General features: G+C 66.0%; 12 protein-coding genes. 7 read left to right on the top strand and 5 right to left on the bottom strand.

What is annotated here, in order from left to right; all coding sequences use genetic code 11:
• Together AAHE99_RS23900 and AAHE99_RS23895 are read right to left on the bottom strand one after the other, a co-directional pair.
• Positions 1-2,353: response regulator (locus tag AAHE99_RS23900; RefSeq protein WP_342120074.1), on the bottom strand; the 2,353-nt coding region annotated here is incomplete at its 3' end.
• A gap of 31 nt (positions 2,354-2,384) precedes the next feature.
• Positions 2,385-2,894, bottom strand: a complete 510-nt coding sequence (locus AAHE99_RS23895) for a YfiR family protein (protein ID WP_342120071.1) — start codon at positions 2,892-2,894, stop codon at positions 2,385-2,387.
• Positions 2,895-3,047: 153 nt separating this feature from the next.
• Here AAHE99_RS23895 and AAHE99_RS23890 point away from each other — a divergent pair, with 153 nt between their 5' ends.
• The 5 genes from AAHE99_RS23890 (at position 3,048) to AAHE99_RS23870 (ending at position 10,202) form a co-directional block, all read left to right on the top strand.
• The gene (locus tag AAHE99_RS23890) at positions 3,048-5,027 is read left to right on the top strand and encodes a TonB-dependent receptor plug domain-containing protein (RefSeq protein ID WP_342120068.1); all 1,980 of its coding nucleotides are present in this window, start codon (positions 3,048-3,050) and stop codon (positions 5,025-5,027) included.
• A gap of 13 nt (positions 5,028-5,040) precedes the next feature.
• A complete protein-coding gene (locus tag AAHE99_RS23885) occupies positions 5,041-6,321 on the top strand; it encodes an ABC transporter substrate-binding protein (protein ID WP_342120066.1) in 1,281 nt (426 codons plus the stop codon).
• Between the two features lie 123 nt (positions 6,322-6,444).
• Positions 6,445-8,640 (top strand): NHL repeat-containing protein, encoded by a 2,196-nt coding sequence (locus AAHE99_RS23880; RefSeq protein ID WP_342120065.1) that lies wholly within the window; start codon positions 6,445-6,447, stop codon positions 8,638-8,640.
• 12 nt (positions 8,641-8,652) lie between these two features.
• Positions 8,653-9,408, top strand: a complete 756-nt coding sequence (locus tag AAHE99_RS23875; protein ID WP_342120063.1) for a substrate-binding periplasmic protein — start codon at positions 8,653-8,655, stop codon at positions 9,406-9,408.
• Positions 9,409-9,413: 5 nt separating this feature from the next.
• Complete coding sequence (locus AAHE99_RS23870; protein WP_342120061.1) at positions 9,414-10,202, top strand: alpha/beta fold hydrolase; 789 nt, start codon at positions 9,414-9,416, stop codon at positions 10,200-10,202.
• Here AAHE99_RS23870 and AAHE99_RS23865 read toward each other — a convergent pair.
• Positions 10,199-10,492: a putative quinol monooxygenase gene (locus tag AAHE99_RS23865; protein ID WP_342120059.1), complete on the bottom strand. Its 294-nt coding sequence runs from the start codon at positions 10,490-10,492 to the stop codon at positions 10,199-10,201. The two genes, AAHE99_RS23870 and AAHE99_RS23865, sit on opposite strands and share 4 nt — an antisense overlap.
• Positions 10,493-10,565: 73 nt before the next feature.
• Entirely contained in the window at positions 10,566-10,982 is a 417-nt protein-coding gene (gene tnpA / locus AAHE99_RS23860; RefSeq protein ID WP_342120054.1) for an IS200/IS605 family transposase, read from the bottom strand.
• A gap of 21 nt (positions 10,983-11,003) precedes the next feature.
• Here tnpA and AAHE99_RS23855 point away from each other — a divergent pair, with 21 nt between their 5' ends.
• Together AAHE99_RS23855 and AAHE99_RS23850 are read left to right on the top strand one after the other, a co-directional pair.
• On the top strand, positions 11,004-12,227 hold the full coding sequence (locus AAHE99_RS23855; protein ID WP_342120051.1) for an RNA-guided endonuclease InsQ/TnpB family protein: 1,224 nt from the start codon (positions 11,004-11,006) through the stop codon (positions 12,225-12,227).
• A gap of 169 nt (positions 12,228-12,396) precedes the next feature.
• Positions 12,397-13,353 (top strand): GlxA family transcriptional regulator, encoded by a 957-nt coding sequence (locus AAHE99_RS23850; RefSeq protein ID WP_342120050.1) that lies wholly within the window; start codon positions 12,397-12,399, stop codon positions 13,351-13,353.
• Here AAHE99_RS23850 and AAHE99_RS23845 read toward each other — a convergent pair whose 3' ends face one another.
• Entirely contained in the window at positions 13,354-15,756 is a 2,403-nt protein-coding gene (locus AAHE99_RS23845) for a CehA/McbA family metallohydrolase (RefSeq protein WP_342120047.1), read from the bottom strand.
• Between the last annotated feature and the right edge of the window lie 75 nt (positions 15,757-15,831).

The following is a 15,831-nucleotide window of genomic DNA, read 5'->3' as shown; positions in this document are numbered from 1 at the left end:
GGGGGGGGGGTGCGGCCCCCCCCCCCCCCACATTGGCCGGAAAAAAAAATGGGGTGGGGGGCGGCGCCCCCCGGGGGGGGTTGGCCGGGGCCAGGCCGCGGGGGGCGGCCGGCGCCAGCCAGCGCCGCAGCATGTCGCCCAGCTGGTCCTGGGTGAAGGGCTTGGACAGGTATTCGTCCATGCCGACCGCCAGGCAGCGCTGGCGGTCGCCGGCCACCGCGTTGGCGGTCAGCGCCACGATCGGGATGTGGCGCTGGCTGCCCTCGCGCGCGCGGATCGCGGCGGTGGCCTGGAAGCCGTCCATCACCGGCATCTGGCAATCCATCAGGATCAGGTCGAACTGCTGGCGCTCCAGCAGCGCGATCACGTCCATGCCGTTGGCCGCCACTTCGACCGACACGCCCAGGTTGTGCAGCATGGCCAGCGCCACTTCCTGGTTGGCCAGGTTGTCCTCGGCCAGCAGCACCGTGCCGGCCAGGCGCAGGCGGCGCGCGCGCCGGCGCACCGGGCCGCTGCCGCCGGGCGTCTTGCGCAGCGCCTGGCACAGCGCGTTGTACAGCTCGGACTGGCGCACCGGCTTGGTCAGCACCTGCGGCGCATTGGCTTCGCCGCTGCCATGCCACTGCATGCCGGCGGAACTGAGCATGATCACCGGCGTGGCCGCGAGCTGCGGCTGCTGCTGCATATAGCTCACCAGGCTGGCGCCGTCCTCGTCCGGCATCATCATGTCGGTGATCACCAGTTCGAACGGCTGCACGCTGCGCGCCAGGGCCTGGCGCGCAGCCTGCACATCCTGCACCTGCACCACGCGGCAACCCCAGGAGTGCAGCTGCTCGGCCAGGATTTCCAGGTTGACGACATTGTCGTCCACCACCAGCACGCGCATCGGCTGCAGCATGGCGTCGTGTTCGTCGGGGACGGCGGCGCGCGGCAAGTCCAGGGTGAAGGCGAAGGTGCTGCCGGCGCCTTCCTCGCTCTGCACCGTGATCAGGCCGCCCATCAGGCCCACCAGGCGCTGCGAAATCGCCAGGCCAAGGCCGGTGCCGCCGAAGCGGCGCGTGGTGGAGCTGTCGGCCTGGGTGAAGGCCTCGAACAGGATCGGCAGCTTGTCGGCGGCGATGCCGATGCCGGTGTCGGTGACGCTGAAGTGGATGCGGGCCCGCTCGCCCGCCAGCTCCTCGGTTTCGGCGCGCAGCACCACCTGCCCGCGTTCGGTGAACTTGATGGCGTTGGCCAGCAGGTTGGTCAGCACCTGGCCCAGGCGCTTGCTGTCGCCGCGCAGCATCTGGGCCCGCGTCGGCGTGGCGCAGCTCAGTTCCAGGCCCTTGCCGTGGGCCACCGGGGCAAAGCGTTCGGCCACGTTTTCCATCAGCACGGTCAGGTTGAAGGCGGCGTCGTCCAGCTCGAAGCGGCCGGCTTCGATCTTGGAAAAGTCCAGCAAGTCGTTGAGGATGGCCAGCAAGTCGTCGCCTGAGCGGCGCACGATGCGCACGAAGCGGCGCTGGCGCTCGTCGAGTTCGGTATTGCCCAGCAGGTCGGTCATGCCCAGCACCCCGTTCAGCGGAGTGCGGATCTCGTGGCTCATCATGGCCAGGAATTCGCTTTTGGCGCGGCTGGCCGCCTCGGCCGCGTCGCGCGCGCGCACCAGGTCGGCGGTGCGGCGCGCGATTTCCTGTTCCAGGTGGCCGCGGTGGCGCGCCAGTTCGGCGTCGCGCGCCTCGATCTGCGCCAGCATCTCGTTGAAGCGCTGCGCCAGCTGGGCCGCCTCGTCCTGTTCGCGGCCCGGATCGGCGCGCAGGCTGTAGTCGCCATGCTGGCCGACCTCGTTGGCCAGGCGCGACAGGCGCAACAGCGGCGCACTGAGACGCCCGCCGGTGAACCAGGCCAGCAATGCCACGCCCAGCAGCCCGGCCAGGCCGTGGATGCCGGCCGTCAGCATGGCGTCCAGCATGGCCTGTTCGACAAAGCGCAGCGAGCCGCGCAGCTCGACCTGGCCGATCACGCTGTCTTTTTGCCGCACCGGAGCGCGCGCCAGCAGCATGGCGCCCGCCGCGCCGGCGCCGGGGGCGGCCTCGAAACGCACGAATACCTTGCCGCCCGGGTGGCTGACGGTGGCCTGCACCACTTCCGGCACGCTGGCCAGGGCGGCCAGGGTCTGGCGGCCGGCGTCGGGGTCGTCGAAGGTGAGGGCGGCGGCGCTGCTGAAGGCGATCATTTCCGCCAGGCCGTCCAGCGAGCGCTGGGCCTGGGCGGTCAGGGTGGCTTGCTGGGTGCGCAGGAAAATCAGTTCGAACACCAGCAGCATCACGGCGCACAGGGCCAGCACCAGCCAGGTGATTTTCTGTTTGAGCATGAGCCTGCGCCACATTTGCCCGTCCTCGCCTTCAGCGCAAATTGATGGCCAGTTTCAGCAACTGCGAACTGACCTTGTAGTTGCCCTTCCTGAGCATATCCATGTTCACCTTGAAGTGGACACGGCCATTTTGTTCCACCAGCCCGATCGCGCCGCCCGCCTCGGTGAAATCGTCCTGGTCGCCCACCGTCAGCACCCGCGGATAGCTGGCGGCGACGCGTTCCAGCAGTTCGTGCGCGGTGCTGTCCTGGATGAAGAGCAGGTGGCAGGCGCCCACGTCGGCTCCCGGCGCTGGCCGCACCTGGATCACGCGGCTGTCGATGGTGCGGCCGTTGACCTGGCCGAACGCCGCTTCCATGCGGCGGTCGGCGTTGGCCAGGCATAGCACCAGCGGGCCATTGGCTTGCTCAGCGGGCCATTCGGTAAATTTCATGAAATTGAACACCAGCGCGGCCTTGATCTGCTCCTTGGAGACAGCCGCCTGCGCGGTCAGGGTGGACGGCCAGCAGGCCGCCAGCAGCAGGGCGTAGCGGAACGTCACTGAAACAAGGTCAGGCTGCATCCCAGCAAGTATAAACTTTGCCCGTGCCGGCGTTTGACTATTTGAAAGAATGTTGTACGCAAGCCAAAAGCGGTTCGCTGCGATGCAAAATCGGTCTACTATGGCGCGGTCACCCTTGCGGAGGTCGCCACCTTGGATACGGACCTGTTCAACGTCAGTGTCGAAGCCCTGCTGGACATGCCCTTCAGTACCGCCAGCCGGCAGACCCTGTCGGCGCGCGATGCGCCGGCCGTGATTTCCGTCATTACCGCCGAGGATATCCGCCAGTTCGGCTACCGCTCGGTGGCCGAGGCGCTGGTGCAGGTGCCCGGCATGTACGCCATTTCCGACCGGGTCGCGCCCAATGTCGGGGTGCGCGGCATCAATGCCGGCGTGCGCGCCTGGTCGCGCATACTGAAAGTCATGATCGACGGCCAGCCGCTGGCCTTCCGCAGCGACGCCAGCAACTTCCTCGGCCCCAGCCTGCTGAATATGGAAGCGGTCGAGCGCATCGAGGTGGTGCGCGGTCCCGCCTCGGCCCTGTACGGGGCCGATGCCTTCCTTGGGGTGGTGAATATCATCACCCGGCCGGGCGACCAGCGCCACCACGCCGTAACCGCAAGTTACAGCGGCGGTGGCGAGCAGGGCGCGGCACTGGCGCTGCACGGCCAGGCCCAGCGCGGTCCCTGGCAATTCATGGTTGCGCTGGCGGGCGCCAACCTGGAACGCGAGGACGCGGCCTTGCCCGCCAGTTCGCCGCTGTACCGGCGGGTGACGGCGGCCGCCGGCCGCAGCGCCGCGGGCGACGACGACACGCGTCCGCGCAACGCGCTGCTGCGCCTGGCCTATGCCGCGCCGGCGCACGACACCACCCTGATGGCGCATGCCTACCGCCTGGACAGCGACGCGCAGTTCCTCGACTTCGGCATCCTGAGCCGCGACAACCGGGTGGCGCTGTACCAGCGCACCGCCCGCCTGCAGCACGAGTACCGCGGCTGGGAGGGCTGGACCCTGCGCGCCAGTGCGGCGCATACGCAGGGCGAGCCGGATGGGCGCGAACGGCTGTCGCTGGGCGCGGCGGCCAGCTATCCGCAGCGCGAAATCGGCTTTTCGGAGCAGGCTTACAACCTGGAGGTGCAGCACCGCATCGGCGAGATGCACAGCGTGGTGCTGGGCCTGGACCGCAGCCGCGACCGCGAGGAGCGCATGCGCGTCTACAGTGTGGACGCGGCCAGCGGCAAGCGCACCCTGGTCTCGGGGACGCCGGCCAGCGAGCGCATTACCAATAGCGGCGCCTACCTGCAGTACAGCATCCGCCCCTGGAGCTGGCTGGGGCTGACCGCCAACCTGCGGCGCGACCGCCACAGCGTGTTCGGCGCCGATAACAACTACCGCCTGGCCCTGGTCGGCAGCCTGTCGCCCACCCTGCATTACAAACTGCTGCATGGCACCTCCTACAAGGCGCCCACGGCGGCCCAGTTGTATGCCCAGCCGCTGTATGCGGGCGAGGTGCTGGGCAACCGCGCGCTGCGGCCGGAGACCTCGGTCAGCACGGAGGCCAGCGTGAGCTGGCAGGCGACGCCGGCGCTGGCCTTGTCGGCCAACGCCTACCAGCTGACGGTGCGCGACAAGACCGAGCTGCTGCCGCTGGGCGCCAACCTGCAGCCGCAGAACAGCGGGCGGCACGAGGGCAAGGGCTGGGAAGGCGAGGCCTTGTGGCAGACCGGCGCCCAGCGCTGGCGCGCGCAGCTGGCCTGGGCCGATACCGAGGACCATTTCCAGCCACGCCTGCAGCCGGTGCAGGTCACGCCCACGGCCAGCTATCCGCGCCTGGTGGCGCGCGTCAGCTGGCAGTATTTGCACGCCGCGCTGGGCCAGGTCGCCGTGTCGGCGCGCCACGTGTCGCCGCGCCGCGCCAGCAAGGTGAATAGCCAGGAAAACCTGCTGCGGCCGTACCAGCTGGCGTCGTATGCGCTGGCGGACGTCAACTGGCAGCGCAGCCTGGGGCGGCACACCCTGGCCCTGCGCGTCAGCAACCTGTTCGATCGGCAGTACGCGGAACCCGGCTACGGCGGCATCGACCTGCCGGGCGAGGGGCGCACGGCGACTATCAGCTACAGCTACCGTTTCTAGGGTGGAGGACAGCATGGAGAAGTGGAGCAGGATGCGGGTGGCAGCGCTCGGCGCGGCGCTGGCCCTGGCGCTGGCCAGCTGCGGCGGCGGCACCTCGGTCGACAGCAACCCGGCCGCCAGCACGGCGCCCGGCACCCTGAAGCTTGGCCTGCTGACCACGCGCACCGGCTCGGCGGCCAACCAGGGCCAGTTCGTGGAATACGCGGCGCGCCTGGCGGTGCAGGAGATCAATGCGGCGGGCGGCGTCAACGGCCAGCAGGTCGAGCTGATCCTGCGCGACGATAAACTCGATGCCGACACCGGCGTGGCCAGCGCGCGCGAGCTGCTGGCGCTCGAGGTGCCGGCGATTTTCGGCCCGTTTTCCAGCCGCGTGGCGGTGCCGGTGGCGCAGCAGGCCACCATTCCCGCCGGCGTGCCGTTCGTGGTCAGTGGATCGTCGCCGCAGATTACCACCCTGGCCGACAACGGCACCGTGTGGCGCACGGTCGCCTCCGACGCCTTGCAGGGCGCGGCGGTGGCCGACCATATGCTATCCCAGGGCAATACCCGCGTCGCGATCCTGCACGTGGACGACCTGTTCGGCATGGGCGCCAGCGAAGCGGTGCGCGCCAGGCTGACCGCGCGCGGCTATCCGCCGCTGACGCGGGTGCAGTACCCGGTCAACAAGACGGTCGGCTTCGATGCCGAGCTGACGGCGCTGCTGGCCAATGGCGTACCGGACGCGGTCTTCATCGTCGGCTTCGCGCTGGACGGCGCCAGCATCGCGCGCGGCCTGAAAGAGCGCCTGGGCGCGCGCATGCCGCGCCTGTACGGCGCCGGCAATTTCGGCACCGCCTTTATCAGCAACGCCGGCGAGGCGGGCGTCGGCATGCAGGCCGTTGCGCCGACCGCGCCGCGCGATTCGCCCGACTACGTGGCTTACCGCACGGCCTTCGTCAAAGCCGCCGGCATTGAACCGGAAGGTACTTCCTTCACCGGCTACGACGCGGTGTACCTGATCGCCCTGGCCATGGCGCAGGGCGGCGCCAACACGCGCGCCGCGGTGCTGGCCAATATCGGCTCGGTGTCGCGCGCCGAGGGCGCCGGCGCGCTGCAGGTGCATCCGGGCCAGTTCGCGCAGGCGCTGTCCGCCATCAAGGCCGGCCGCGATATCGATTACCAGGGCGTGGGCAGCGTGATCGATTTCGATGCGGCCGGCGACCCCACGGCCGGCACCTACCTGATCCTGGAAGCGGTCAAGGCGGCCGACGGCAGCGTGGGTTTTGTCGAACGCAAGGTCATTTCATTCCCGTAGCATCGCCCTTGCCTAGCCATCTGCTAGTCCGGATGGCCCGCCACTGCGGGCTTCGCGGCCCCCCATTGCCGATTCTCCCGCCAGCCCCGATACTGGAGCGCCATACTAAAGGCAGGGCTGGCCATGAGCAAATTTCAACACATTACGCACTATGGTGAACTCGTCATGCCGGGCACCACCGCCCGCGGCGAGCTGCCGGAAGACTTCACCATGAATTCCCCGGTCGGCATTGCGCGCGACCATTACGACCATGTATGGGTGTGCGACACCGGCAATAGCCGCGTGCTCGTATTCAGCGCCGACCTGGACCGGCTGCTGCATGTGATCGACACGCCGGGCGAGGGCAGCGAGCAGGCGCGCCGCCTGCTGATGCCCTTCCACCTGTGCCCGCACCCCGAGCAGGACCTGATGTACTGCACCGACATGGGCAACGGCCGCGTGGTGGTGTTCGAGTACGACGAGCATTCGGTGGACTTCCAGTTCGCCTTCGGCGATGCGGCGGACGGCATCAACGGCAAGGGCTTCACCCCGCTCAGCGACCCGAATGGCATCGCCTTCGTGCGCGAGGCGAGCGGCCAGCATTTCGTCTACGTCTGCGATGAATTCTTCCATACCAAGGGCGATGACCGCAGCCGCTGCGTCAAGTTCACGCCGGAGGGCAAGTTCGTACTGCAGTTCCGCACCGTGGACGATGCCAACAGCGTGCACGACCTGCTCTGGCCGCAGGGCCTGGCGGCCGACTCGCACGGCAACCTGTACCTGGCCAACACCGGCCACTACGAGGTGCTGAAGATCGATACCGCCTGGCCGATCAAGGACGAACGCGTGCAGTGCCCGGGCGAGACCTCGCTGCTGCACAGTTTTGGCAACCCGGCCGGCATCGGCAAGTTCAACGTCATGCGCTCGGTCTGCGTGATCGACGACCGCATCTTCGTGCCGGGCCAGGTGGAAGACTCGATCACCGTCTACGATACCGACGGCAAGCTGCTGACGGTGGTGGAGGGCATGCTGCCGCTGTGGAACCACAAGCCGCAAGCCGTGCATTCGATGTCGGACCTGGTGTATGGCGCGCTGGAAGACGCGGTGTTCGTCGGCCCGTACCAGATTTGCGCGGCGGCCGACGCCAATGTGTATTACGTGACCGAGCCGTTCGCCTCCACCGTGCTGAAGATGCGCATTGCGCCCGACCGCGACGGCGGCGACCAGGACGCCATCCTGCTGGACGCGGTCGGGCATCGCCGCGACAACCAGGGCGCCAAGGCCGCCACCTCGCAGTTCAACTGCATGACGTCGGTGATCGGCGTCGATCCCAAGCGCCAGGGCAGCGGCACCTTGCCGCAGGCGAACTGGCTGGATAACTGGGCCGGCGCCACCGCCAGGATCTACAAATACTGGTACGACCAGCTCAAGCACCACGCGCGCCTGGACCCGCTGGCCCATGCCGCCACCTCGTCCTTCAACATCGATTCCGGCAACTGGTGCATGAAGACCTTCGACACCGCCGCCGACCCGATCGCCCAGCTGCAGGACATGATGCGCGGCTTCTTCATGCCGGGCGGGCTGGCGATGGCCGTGTATTACCCGTCGCAGGGGCAGCCGCTGCTGGGGCAGATCTGTCCCGGCACGCCGCTGGTTTTCGTCACCAATTTCAACGCCTGCACGGTGTCGATGTTCCAGTTCGGGCCCGGCGGGCACTTGTTGAACTACGGCCTGCCGTTCGGCCGCGAAGGGCTGGGCGGCAATGGCACGCTGAAGGCGCCGCAGGGACTGGAGGTGAACAGCCACGGCGAAATCTATATCGCCGATTCGCTCAACAACCGCATCTCGATGTGGCAGCTGCAGCCGACCGGCCTGGTGTCCTTCGTCAAGAACTTCCAGTGGGTGGAGGACGGCGCACCGCTGGCCAGCTTTGCCCCGTGCGACGTGACCATCGACGCCCAGGACCGGGTCTTTGTATGCGACCAGTTCAACAACTGCATCCGCGTGTTCGACCGCCAGGGCAATAGCTTGTGGAGCTATGGCCAGGCTGGCTATTGCGACGACCTGGAGCAGGACGCCGACAAGTTCTACCTGCCGGCCAGCCTGTGTGTGGACCAGGAGGGACACCTGATCGTCAACGACCTGGTAAACCGGGCGCTGAAGATCTTCCGCATCGGCGCGGACACGCTAGAATACGTAACTGGAGAGCTTGTATTTAAAAAGTATCCCGAGGTAGGCGGCGTGTGGATGCCGTTCTTCATTTATGCGCGCGACCGGCGCGTGTACGTGCCCGACACCACCTTCAACGTCGTTAACATCTACGCTTACCAGCTCGAATGACGGAGGGGTGAAATGGTGCGTGTCCTGTTGGCCAGCCTGCTGATCCTGGTGTCCAGCCTGACCCAGGCTGCCGACAAGAAGACCTTCACGGTAGGCGTTGAGGACTACAAGAACTGGCTGCCCTATTCTGAGGTACGGAATGGCGTCTATGGCGGCCTGGGAAAGGACATTCTCGATGCCTTTGCCCGCAGCATGGGCTACACCTTTATTTATGAAATTTATCCGTTGAAACGGCGCGACCGCCTGTTCGTCGATGGCCAGGTCGACCTGGCATTCCCGGACAATCCCAACTGGGTGGTCGACATGAAGCGCGAACTGAAAATCAGCTATGCGCCGATGCTGGAATTTACCGACGGCGTGCTGGTGCGGCCGGAAAATGTGGGCAAGGGCGTGGGGCGCTTGAAGACGCTCGGCATTCCGCTCGGCTTTACGCCTTATCCCTACCAGCAGCTGATGTCGGCCGGCGCCCTGCGCATCGAGGAAACCGGCGACTACGACGCGCTCTACGAAAAGCTGATTATGCGCCGGGTCGACGGCGCCTACATGAACACGCGTATCGCCCGCCATTACTGGACTCGGATCCGCAAGCTGCCGCAGGTGCCGGTGGTGTACGACCCGAACCTGCCGCATGCCTCGGGCCAGTGGTACCTGTCTTCGCACAAATACCCGAAGGTGGTGGAGGAGTTCCGGCGTTTCATGCAAAGCAATAAGGCTGAGGTGGAGGAGCTGAAAAGGAAGTACAACTTTGATTCTTCCGAGGACCAGTAAGGCCGATGCTGAATATTGACGGCGTCGACGTGCTGGTCGAGGGCAGCGGGCAGGAAACCCTGCTGATGATCCATGGCTGGCCCGACACCCACCATCTATGGGATGGGCTGGTCGCCGAACTGCGCGAGCGCTATCTGTGCGTGCGCTTCACCTTGCCCGGCTACGACCTGGCGCAACCGGCGCGCGCCATGTCGATGGATGGCTTGCTGGACTTCTTCCACGCGGTGGCGCAGCGGGTCAGCCCGGAGCGGCCGGTGACGCTGGTGCTGCACGACTGGGGCTGCGTCTTCGGCTACGAGTTCGCGGCGCGCTACCCTGGGCGCGTGGCGCGCATCGTCGGCGCCGATATCGGCGACTATAATTCCGGCGCCTTGCGCAGGGCGCTGCCGTTGCGGGCCAAGCTCGGTATCTTTTACTACCAGATCGGGCTGGCGCTGGCGTGGTTCGTGCGCGGCGGCGCCGGCAACGCCATCGCGCGCCACATGGCGCGCGTGTGCCGCTGCCCGGGCCAGCAGGCGCTGGTGCGCTGGCAGCAGTGCTACCCGTACGCGATGCTGTGGTTCGGCAGCAATGGCGGCTTGCGCGGCCTGGCGCGGGTCGCGCCGCGCTGCCCCATGCTTTACCTGTATGGCGAACATAAACCCTTCATGTTCCATTCGCCGGAGTGGCTGGCGCGCATCGCCGCGGCGCCCGGCTGCCAGGTGATCGGCCTGCCGGCGGGGCATTGGCTGATGCTGCGCCGCCCGGATGAATTCAACCGGGCGGTTGCTGACTGGCTGGCGCGGACCGCTTAGGCCGACTTCAGGCCCAGCACCTCGATCGGTTCGATGCTTGGCGGGGTGGCAAACAGCTCCGGTGCTTGCGCCATCAGGGCTTGCGCGATCGGGCAGTTCAGGTGGCCCTGGCGCGCTGCTTCCGTTTCAAAGGCATCGAATACGCCGAAAACACGCTCGGACGGGCGCAGGGCGAACCAGTATTTGGTGCCTGGTTCCTGTTTTGCCAGCGCCAGTCCGGTGTGCAGGAAATCGGCGACGGCGGCTTCCTTGCCTGGTTTGGCTTCGAAACGGGCGAACAGTGCGTACATGATCCAGTGCGCGGCAAACCCCGTCGTTCACGGCGGGGTCAAGAGCGCGGACGGCGTAGCCGTCCTGTGAGCGTTAATGCGGCGTTTGCTGCGGCTCTATGTATTGCCGAATCACGGCAATTGGAGCGCCACCGCAGCTGCCAGCGAAATAGGAGGGCGACCACAGTGCGCCGCCCCATAATTTCTGCCGGATGCTTGGGTAGTTTTTCTTCCGGATCACCCGGCTGGAGGCGCCTTTCAAGCTGTTTACCAGACGCGACACGGCAACTTTGGGAGTGTAATTCACCAAGAGGTGAACATGGTCGTCCTCGCCATCAAACTCGATCAGCTCCGCCTCGAAGTCAATGCAGACATCGGAGAAGATCAGGCGCAAATCGTCAAGTATCTCCCGGGTGAATACGTTGCGGCGGTGCTTGGTGACAAAGACCAAATGCACATGCATCATAAAGACGCAATGCCTGCCGTGGAGGAGCTCGCTTGAAGTGCTCATAGGCCAAACTATACTGAAGGGATGCTACGTCTTCAAGCCTTTCGATTTGAATTGACTCCCAATGGCCAGCAGCGACGCGCCATGTGCCGCTTCGCCGGTGCATGCCGCTACGTTTACAACAAGGCATTGGCGCTACTCAAGGAAAATCACGCTGCCGGCAAGCCCTATATTGCTTACGTGGCGATGGCGAAGCAATTGACGGCCTGGCGGAATGGGCCGGAGACGCCTTGGCTGCGGCAGGCACCATGCCACCCATTGCAGCACGCGCTGAAACATCTGGATCAAGCGTTCAAGAATTTTTTCGCCAAGCGTGCGGCGTATCCGCGCTTCAAGCGCAAAGGGTGCGGTGATGCGTTCCGCTTCCCGGATGCGAAACAGATCAAGCTGGACCAGGCGAATAGCCGGATTTTCCTGCCCAAGCTAGGCTGGTTGCGCTACAGGAACAGCCGCACGGTACCCGGCAAGGTGCGGAATGTGACGGTGAGCCGTGTGGCGGGCAAATGGTTCGTAGCAATCCAGACGCAGCGGGAGGCCGAGAGCGCGCCCACGGCATCGGTATCGGCAGTTGGCATCGATGTGGGCATCGTCCGTTTTGCGACATTGAGCGACGGCACGCCGATCGAACCGGTGAACTGCCTGAAACGCCACCAATTGCGCCTGGCCAGATATCAACGGCAAATGAGCCGGAAGGTGAAATTCAGTAAGAACTGGCGCAAGGCGAAAGCTCGTGTGCAGCGCCTACATGCGCGGATCGCCAATATGCGTAAGGACTTTCTGCATAAGGCCAGCTCGGCCATCAGTGCCGGGCATGCGGTGGTTTGTATCGAGGAGTTGCAGATACGGAATATGACGAAATCGAGCAGGGGCACGGTGCAGCAGCCGGGCAGGATGGTCAGCCAGAAACGTGGCCTGAATCGAAGTATCCTGGACCAAGGATGGGGCGAGTTCAGGCGTCAACTCGCCTACAAGATTGCCTGGCGTGGCGGCACACTGATCACTGTGCCGCCGCAATATACAAGCCAGACTTGCCCGGATTGCGGCTTGGTATCGCCAGCGAATCGCCGCAGTCAGGCGGCATTCGAATGCATTGCATGTGGCTACCGAAACCATGCGGACATGGTAGGCGCCATCAATATACGAGAGCGGGGGCTCCGCTCGCTAGCCCGTGGAGAGCCGGTGCAGTCAGGCCGCTCTGTGAAGCAGGAACCCGCCGATGCGGCTGGGCGCGTTTGTCCAGCGCAGTAGGAATCCTCGTCCTTTCCGCGTTAGCGGCGGCCGAAGGCCAAGGGCGGGGAGGAGGTCAACATGGCTATCTCCTTGTTGGATACATCGCGAAACTGCGATGGAGGCACGTTACAGAGCGCCGTCGGCCTGCGACACTGGCGCGATTGACATCTTTTATATCGATCGCGCCATGAATATCACCGTGCTCGCACTCGACAGCGTGTTCGATACCGGCCTGGCTGCCGTGCTGGATGCCTTCACCACCGCCAACGAGCTGGCGCCCATGCTGGAGACGCCGCAGCCGTCATTCCGGGTGACGCTGGCCGGCGTGCGGCCCACGGTGCGCAGCGCCCAGGGCATGCAGGTGCCGGTGGTGCCGCTGGCGCAGGCGCCGGTGCCGGACCTGGTGATCCTGCCCGCCATCGGCCACAAGATGCCGGCGCCGCTGGAAGCCGCGCTGGCCACGCCGGAAATCGCCGATGCGGCGGATGTGCTGCGCAGCTGGGCCGGGCAGGGCGTGCGGATCGCCGCCGCCTGCATCGGCACCTTCGTGCTGGCGGAAAGCGGTTTGCTGGATGGGGAGGAGGCGACGACGACGCGGTGGCTGACGCCGATGTTCCGCCAGCGCTACCCGCAGGTGCGGCTGGATGCGCAGCGCATGGTGGTGGCGTCGGGCCAGTTCGTGACGGCGGGGGCGGCGCTGAGCCACCTGGATATGTCGCTCAGCCTGATCCGCCAGGCCAGCCCGGAGCTGGCGGCCATGGTGGCGCGCTATCTGGTGGTGGATACGCGGCCGGCGCAATCGGCCTATGTGATTTCCGACCACCTGGCGCATGCCGACCCGCTGGTGGCGGCTTTCGACCGCTGGGTAAGGCAGCACCTGGCGCAAGGCTTCAGCCTGGAAGCCGCGGCGGCGGCGCTGGCCACCAGCAAGCGCACGCTGGCGCGCCGCTTACAGGAGGTGCTGGGCAAGACCCCGGTCAACCATGTGCAGGATTTGCGCATCGAACGCGCCGTCCACCTGCTGAAGGCCAGCGGCCAGAATATCGACCGCATCGCCGAGCAGGTGGGGTATCGCGACGGCGTGACCTTGCAGACGCTGTTGCGGCGCAAGCTGGGCAAGGGCTTGCGCGAGATTCGCAACTAGTTATTGCACGTTGACGGTGACGTCGTCCACGATGAAGGACGTGGCGACAGCCGAACCCTCGATGCCTTCAAAGTAGACGCGCACGGTCTGGCCCTTGTAGGCGCTCAGGTCGAAGGTACGCTGCACAAAGCTCGAACCCTTGTTCAGGTTGGAGTAGGTCGCCAGCGTGGCCAATACCGCGCCGCTGCTGCTGCGCACCTGCACCTTCAGCGTGTCGTATGCCTGGCTGGTAGTGGTTTCGTCGGAGACGATCTTCAGCCAGAAACCAAGGGTGGCGCTGGCGACACCGGCCGGGATGCTGACTTGCTGGTACAGCGTGTCGGTGTGGGCGCTGCCGTAGCCGTTCATCCACGCTTTCCAGCTGCCGGTGCGGGCCGCCACCGAGCTGTCGTTGGTGATCACGCCGCTGCTGGCGCTCCAGCTGGTGCTACCGGATTCGAAGCCGTTGTTCAGCAGCAGCTGCTGCGCGATGACGTTGCTGACGCTGAAGTTCAGCGGCGCCGACACGGTGCTGTTGCCGGCAGCGTCGAAGGCCTTGGCGGTCAGCGCGTGGCTGCCGTTGGCGGTGCCGCTGGAGTTGAAGGCGTAGGACCACGGCGCGCTGGTGTCCGTGCCTTTCAGCACACCGTCCACATAAAACTCGACCTTGGTCACGCCGACGTTGTCGCTGGCGTTGGCGCTGAAAGTGATGGTGCCGCTGCTGCCGCTGCTGGATGCGCTGACTGCCGGCGCCACGGTATCGGCGCCGCCGCCTGCTTCCTGCGTGACCCAGACCGGCGCCGACCACAGGATGTTGCCGTCGTTCTGGGTCACCTTGGCGTAGTAGAAGTGGGCGCCGTCGGCAGGCGTGGTGGTGGTATTGGCGCTGCTGGAGAGCAGGGTCACGGTGCCGTTGCGGCCCGGGACGCCTTCGAAGATCTCCACGGTCGACACGGTCTTGCCGCTGGTGCTGCTGAAATTTGCCACCAGGTTCAACGGGCCACTGTTGGTGAAACGTTCGCCCATCATATGGCCGTTGGCGGTCAGCACCAGCTGCGAGGTCTTGTCCATGGTCGCGAAGACGCGGCGGGCGCGGATCGCGTCCATAAAGCTGGTGCTGCTCAAAGCCGTGCCGTTCGGGATCAGCACACCGGTGCGGTTGGTGTAGGAAGCGCCCCAGTTGGCGCAGTGGTTGTCCTGGTTGGTGCTGAAGGCCACGTGGTAGCCGGCTTCCAGCGCCTTTTTGCAGGCGGCTTCATAGTTGCTGCGGCCAGTTTCGGTTTCGGTGGTGTTGGTGGAGAAGGCCGAAGTGTTCATCACTTCGCACAGCGCCATCGCTTCGTCGCCGTCGGCGGTGTAGGCCAGCGGTACCGAGTTGACCAGGAACTGGCCGGAGGTCGAAGGATGGTTGAACTGGCCCAGCCAGCCGCGCTGGCGCATCAGGGTGTACAGGGCGGCGTAGTCGTTCTTGACGGTCAGCGTATCGGCCAGCAGCTGGCTGGACGCGTTGCTTTCCCAGCCCATCAGCTCGTTGGCGTTCAGGATGTTCAGGTGGCCGCCGTTGTTGATGACGCCCCATTCCAGGCCGTAGATCGCCAGGAAGCCGGGATTGGCGCTATTGAAGTTGGCCGCCTCGGACAGGCCGGACTGGTACAGCGCCTTGGCGGTGGCCGGGCTGGCCGAGGTATTGGTGGCGTCCGAGCCGTCGTACATATGGTTATGTTCCGACGCCATCAGGAAGTCCAGGCCACGGCCCTTGGCGTAGCCGAAGGCGTCGGTCGGGCCGTAGGCGGCCGATTGCGGCGCTTGCGCGCCGCTGCAGCTGGCCAGGTCGCCGCCGCCGTCGCTGTGGTTGGTCTGGCTGTGCAGGTTGCCGAAGTAGACGGTGTAGGGCAGGGTGGCCGGCGCCGGTGCGGCTGCCGCCTTGACGCGGCCCGCGGCCTTGGACTGGCTGTCGCCGATGGCAATGTCCCATTCCTGTTCATGCACTTCGCCGTCGTAGGCGGCCAGGCGGGAAAGCACCGCATCGGCGCTGGCGGCCAGGCCGCGTTTCGATTCCTCCGAAATGGCGCGCAGGCGCACCTTGTAAATGCCCGGCTGCAGGGCGTTGCGGCGGTTGCGGCCGTGCCAGTCGACCGTGACGCTGACTGGCTTGCCGTGCAGGCGCTCGACCCCGGTCCAGCGTTCGACGGCGGTGCCGTTCGGCGCCACCACTTCCAGCACCCAGCTCACGGCCTGCTGCTGCGCCACGTTTGGGAAGCTGAATTCGAGCGTGAAGCTGCGGGCTTCGTTGGCGCCGGCGGCGGCGCGGTAAGGCGCGTGCAGCGTGGCTTCGAATTCATGGTGGTCGGCGGTGGATGCCTGGGCGGCGCCGATGGCGGCCAAGGCGGCGGCCAGCGCCAGTTTGCGAAGTGCGAAAGTCATGGTGGAGGTTCCCCTTGCTGTTTTAATTGGCGGCAGTATGGGGCAGCGCGGGAGGCGGATAAATTCGAAAAACCT

This window comes from Pseudoduganella sp. OTU4001 (genome assembly GCF_038440195.1).
Taxonomy (GTDB): domain Bacteria; phylum Pseudomonadota; class Gammaproteobacteria; order Burkholderiales; family Burkholderiaceae_D; genus Rugamonas.
Note: the sequence above shows the minus strand (reverse complement) of the source record. Positions and strands in the feature narration are given on the sequence as shown.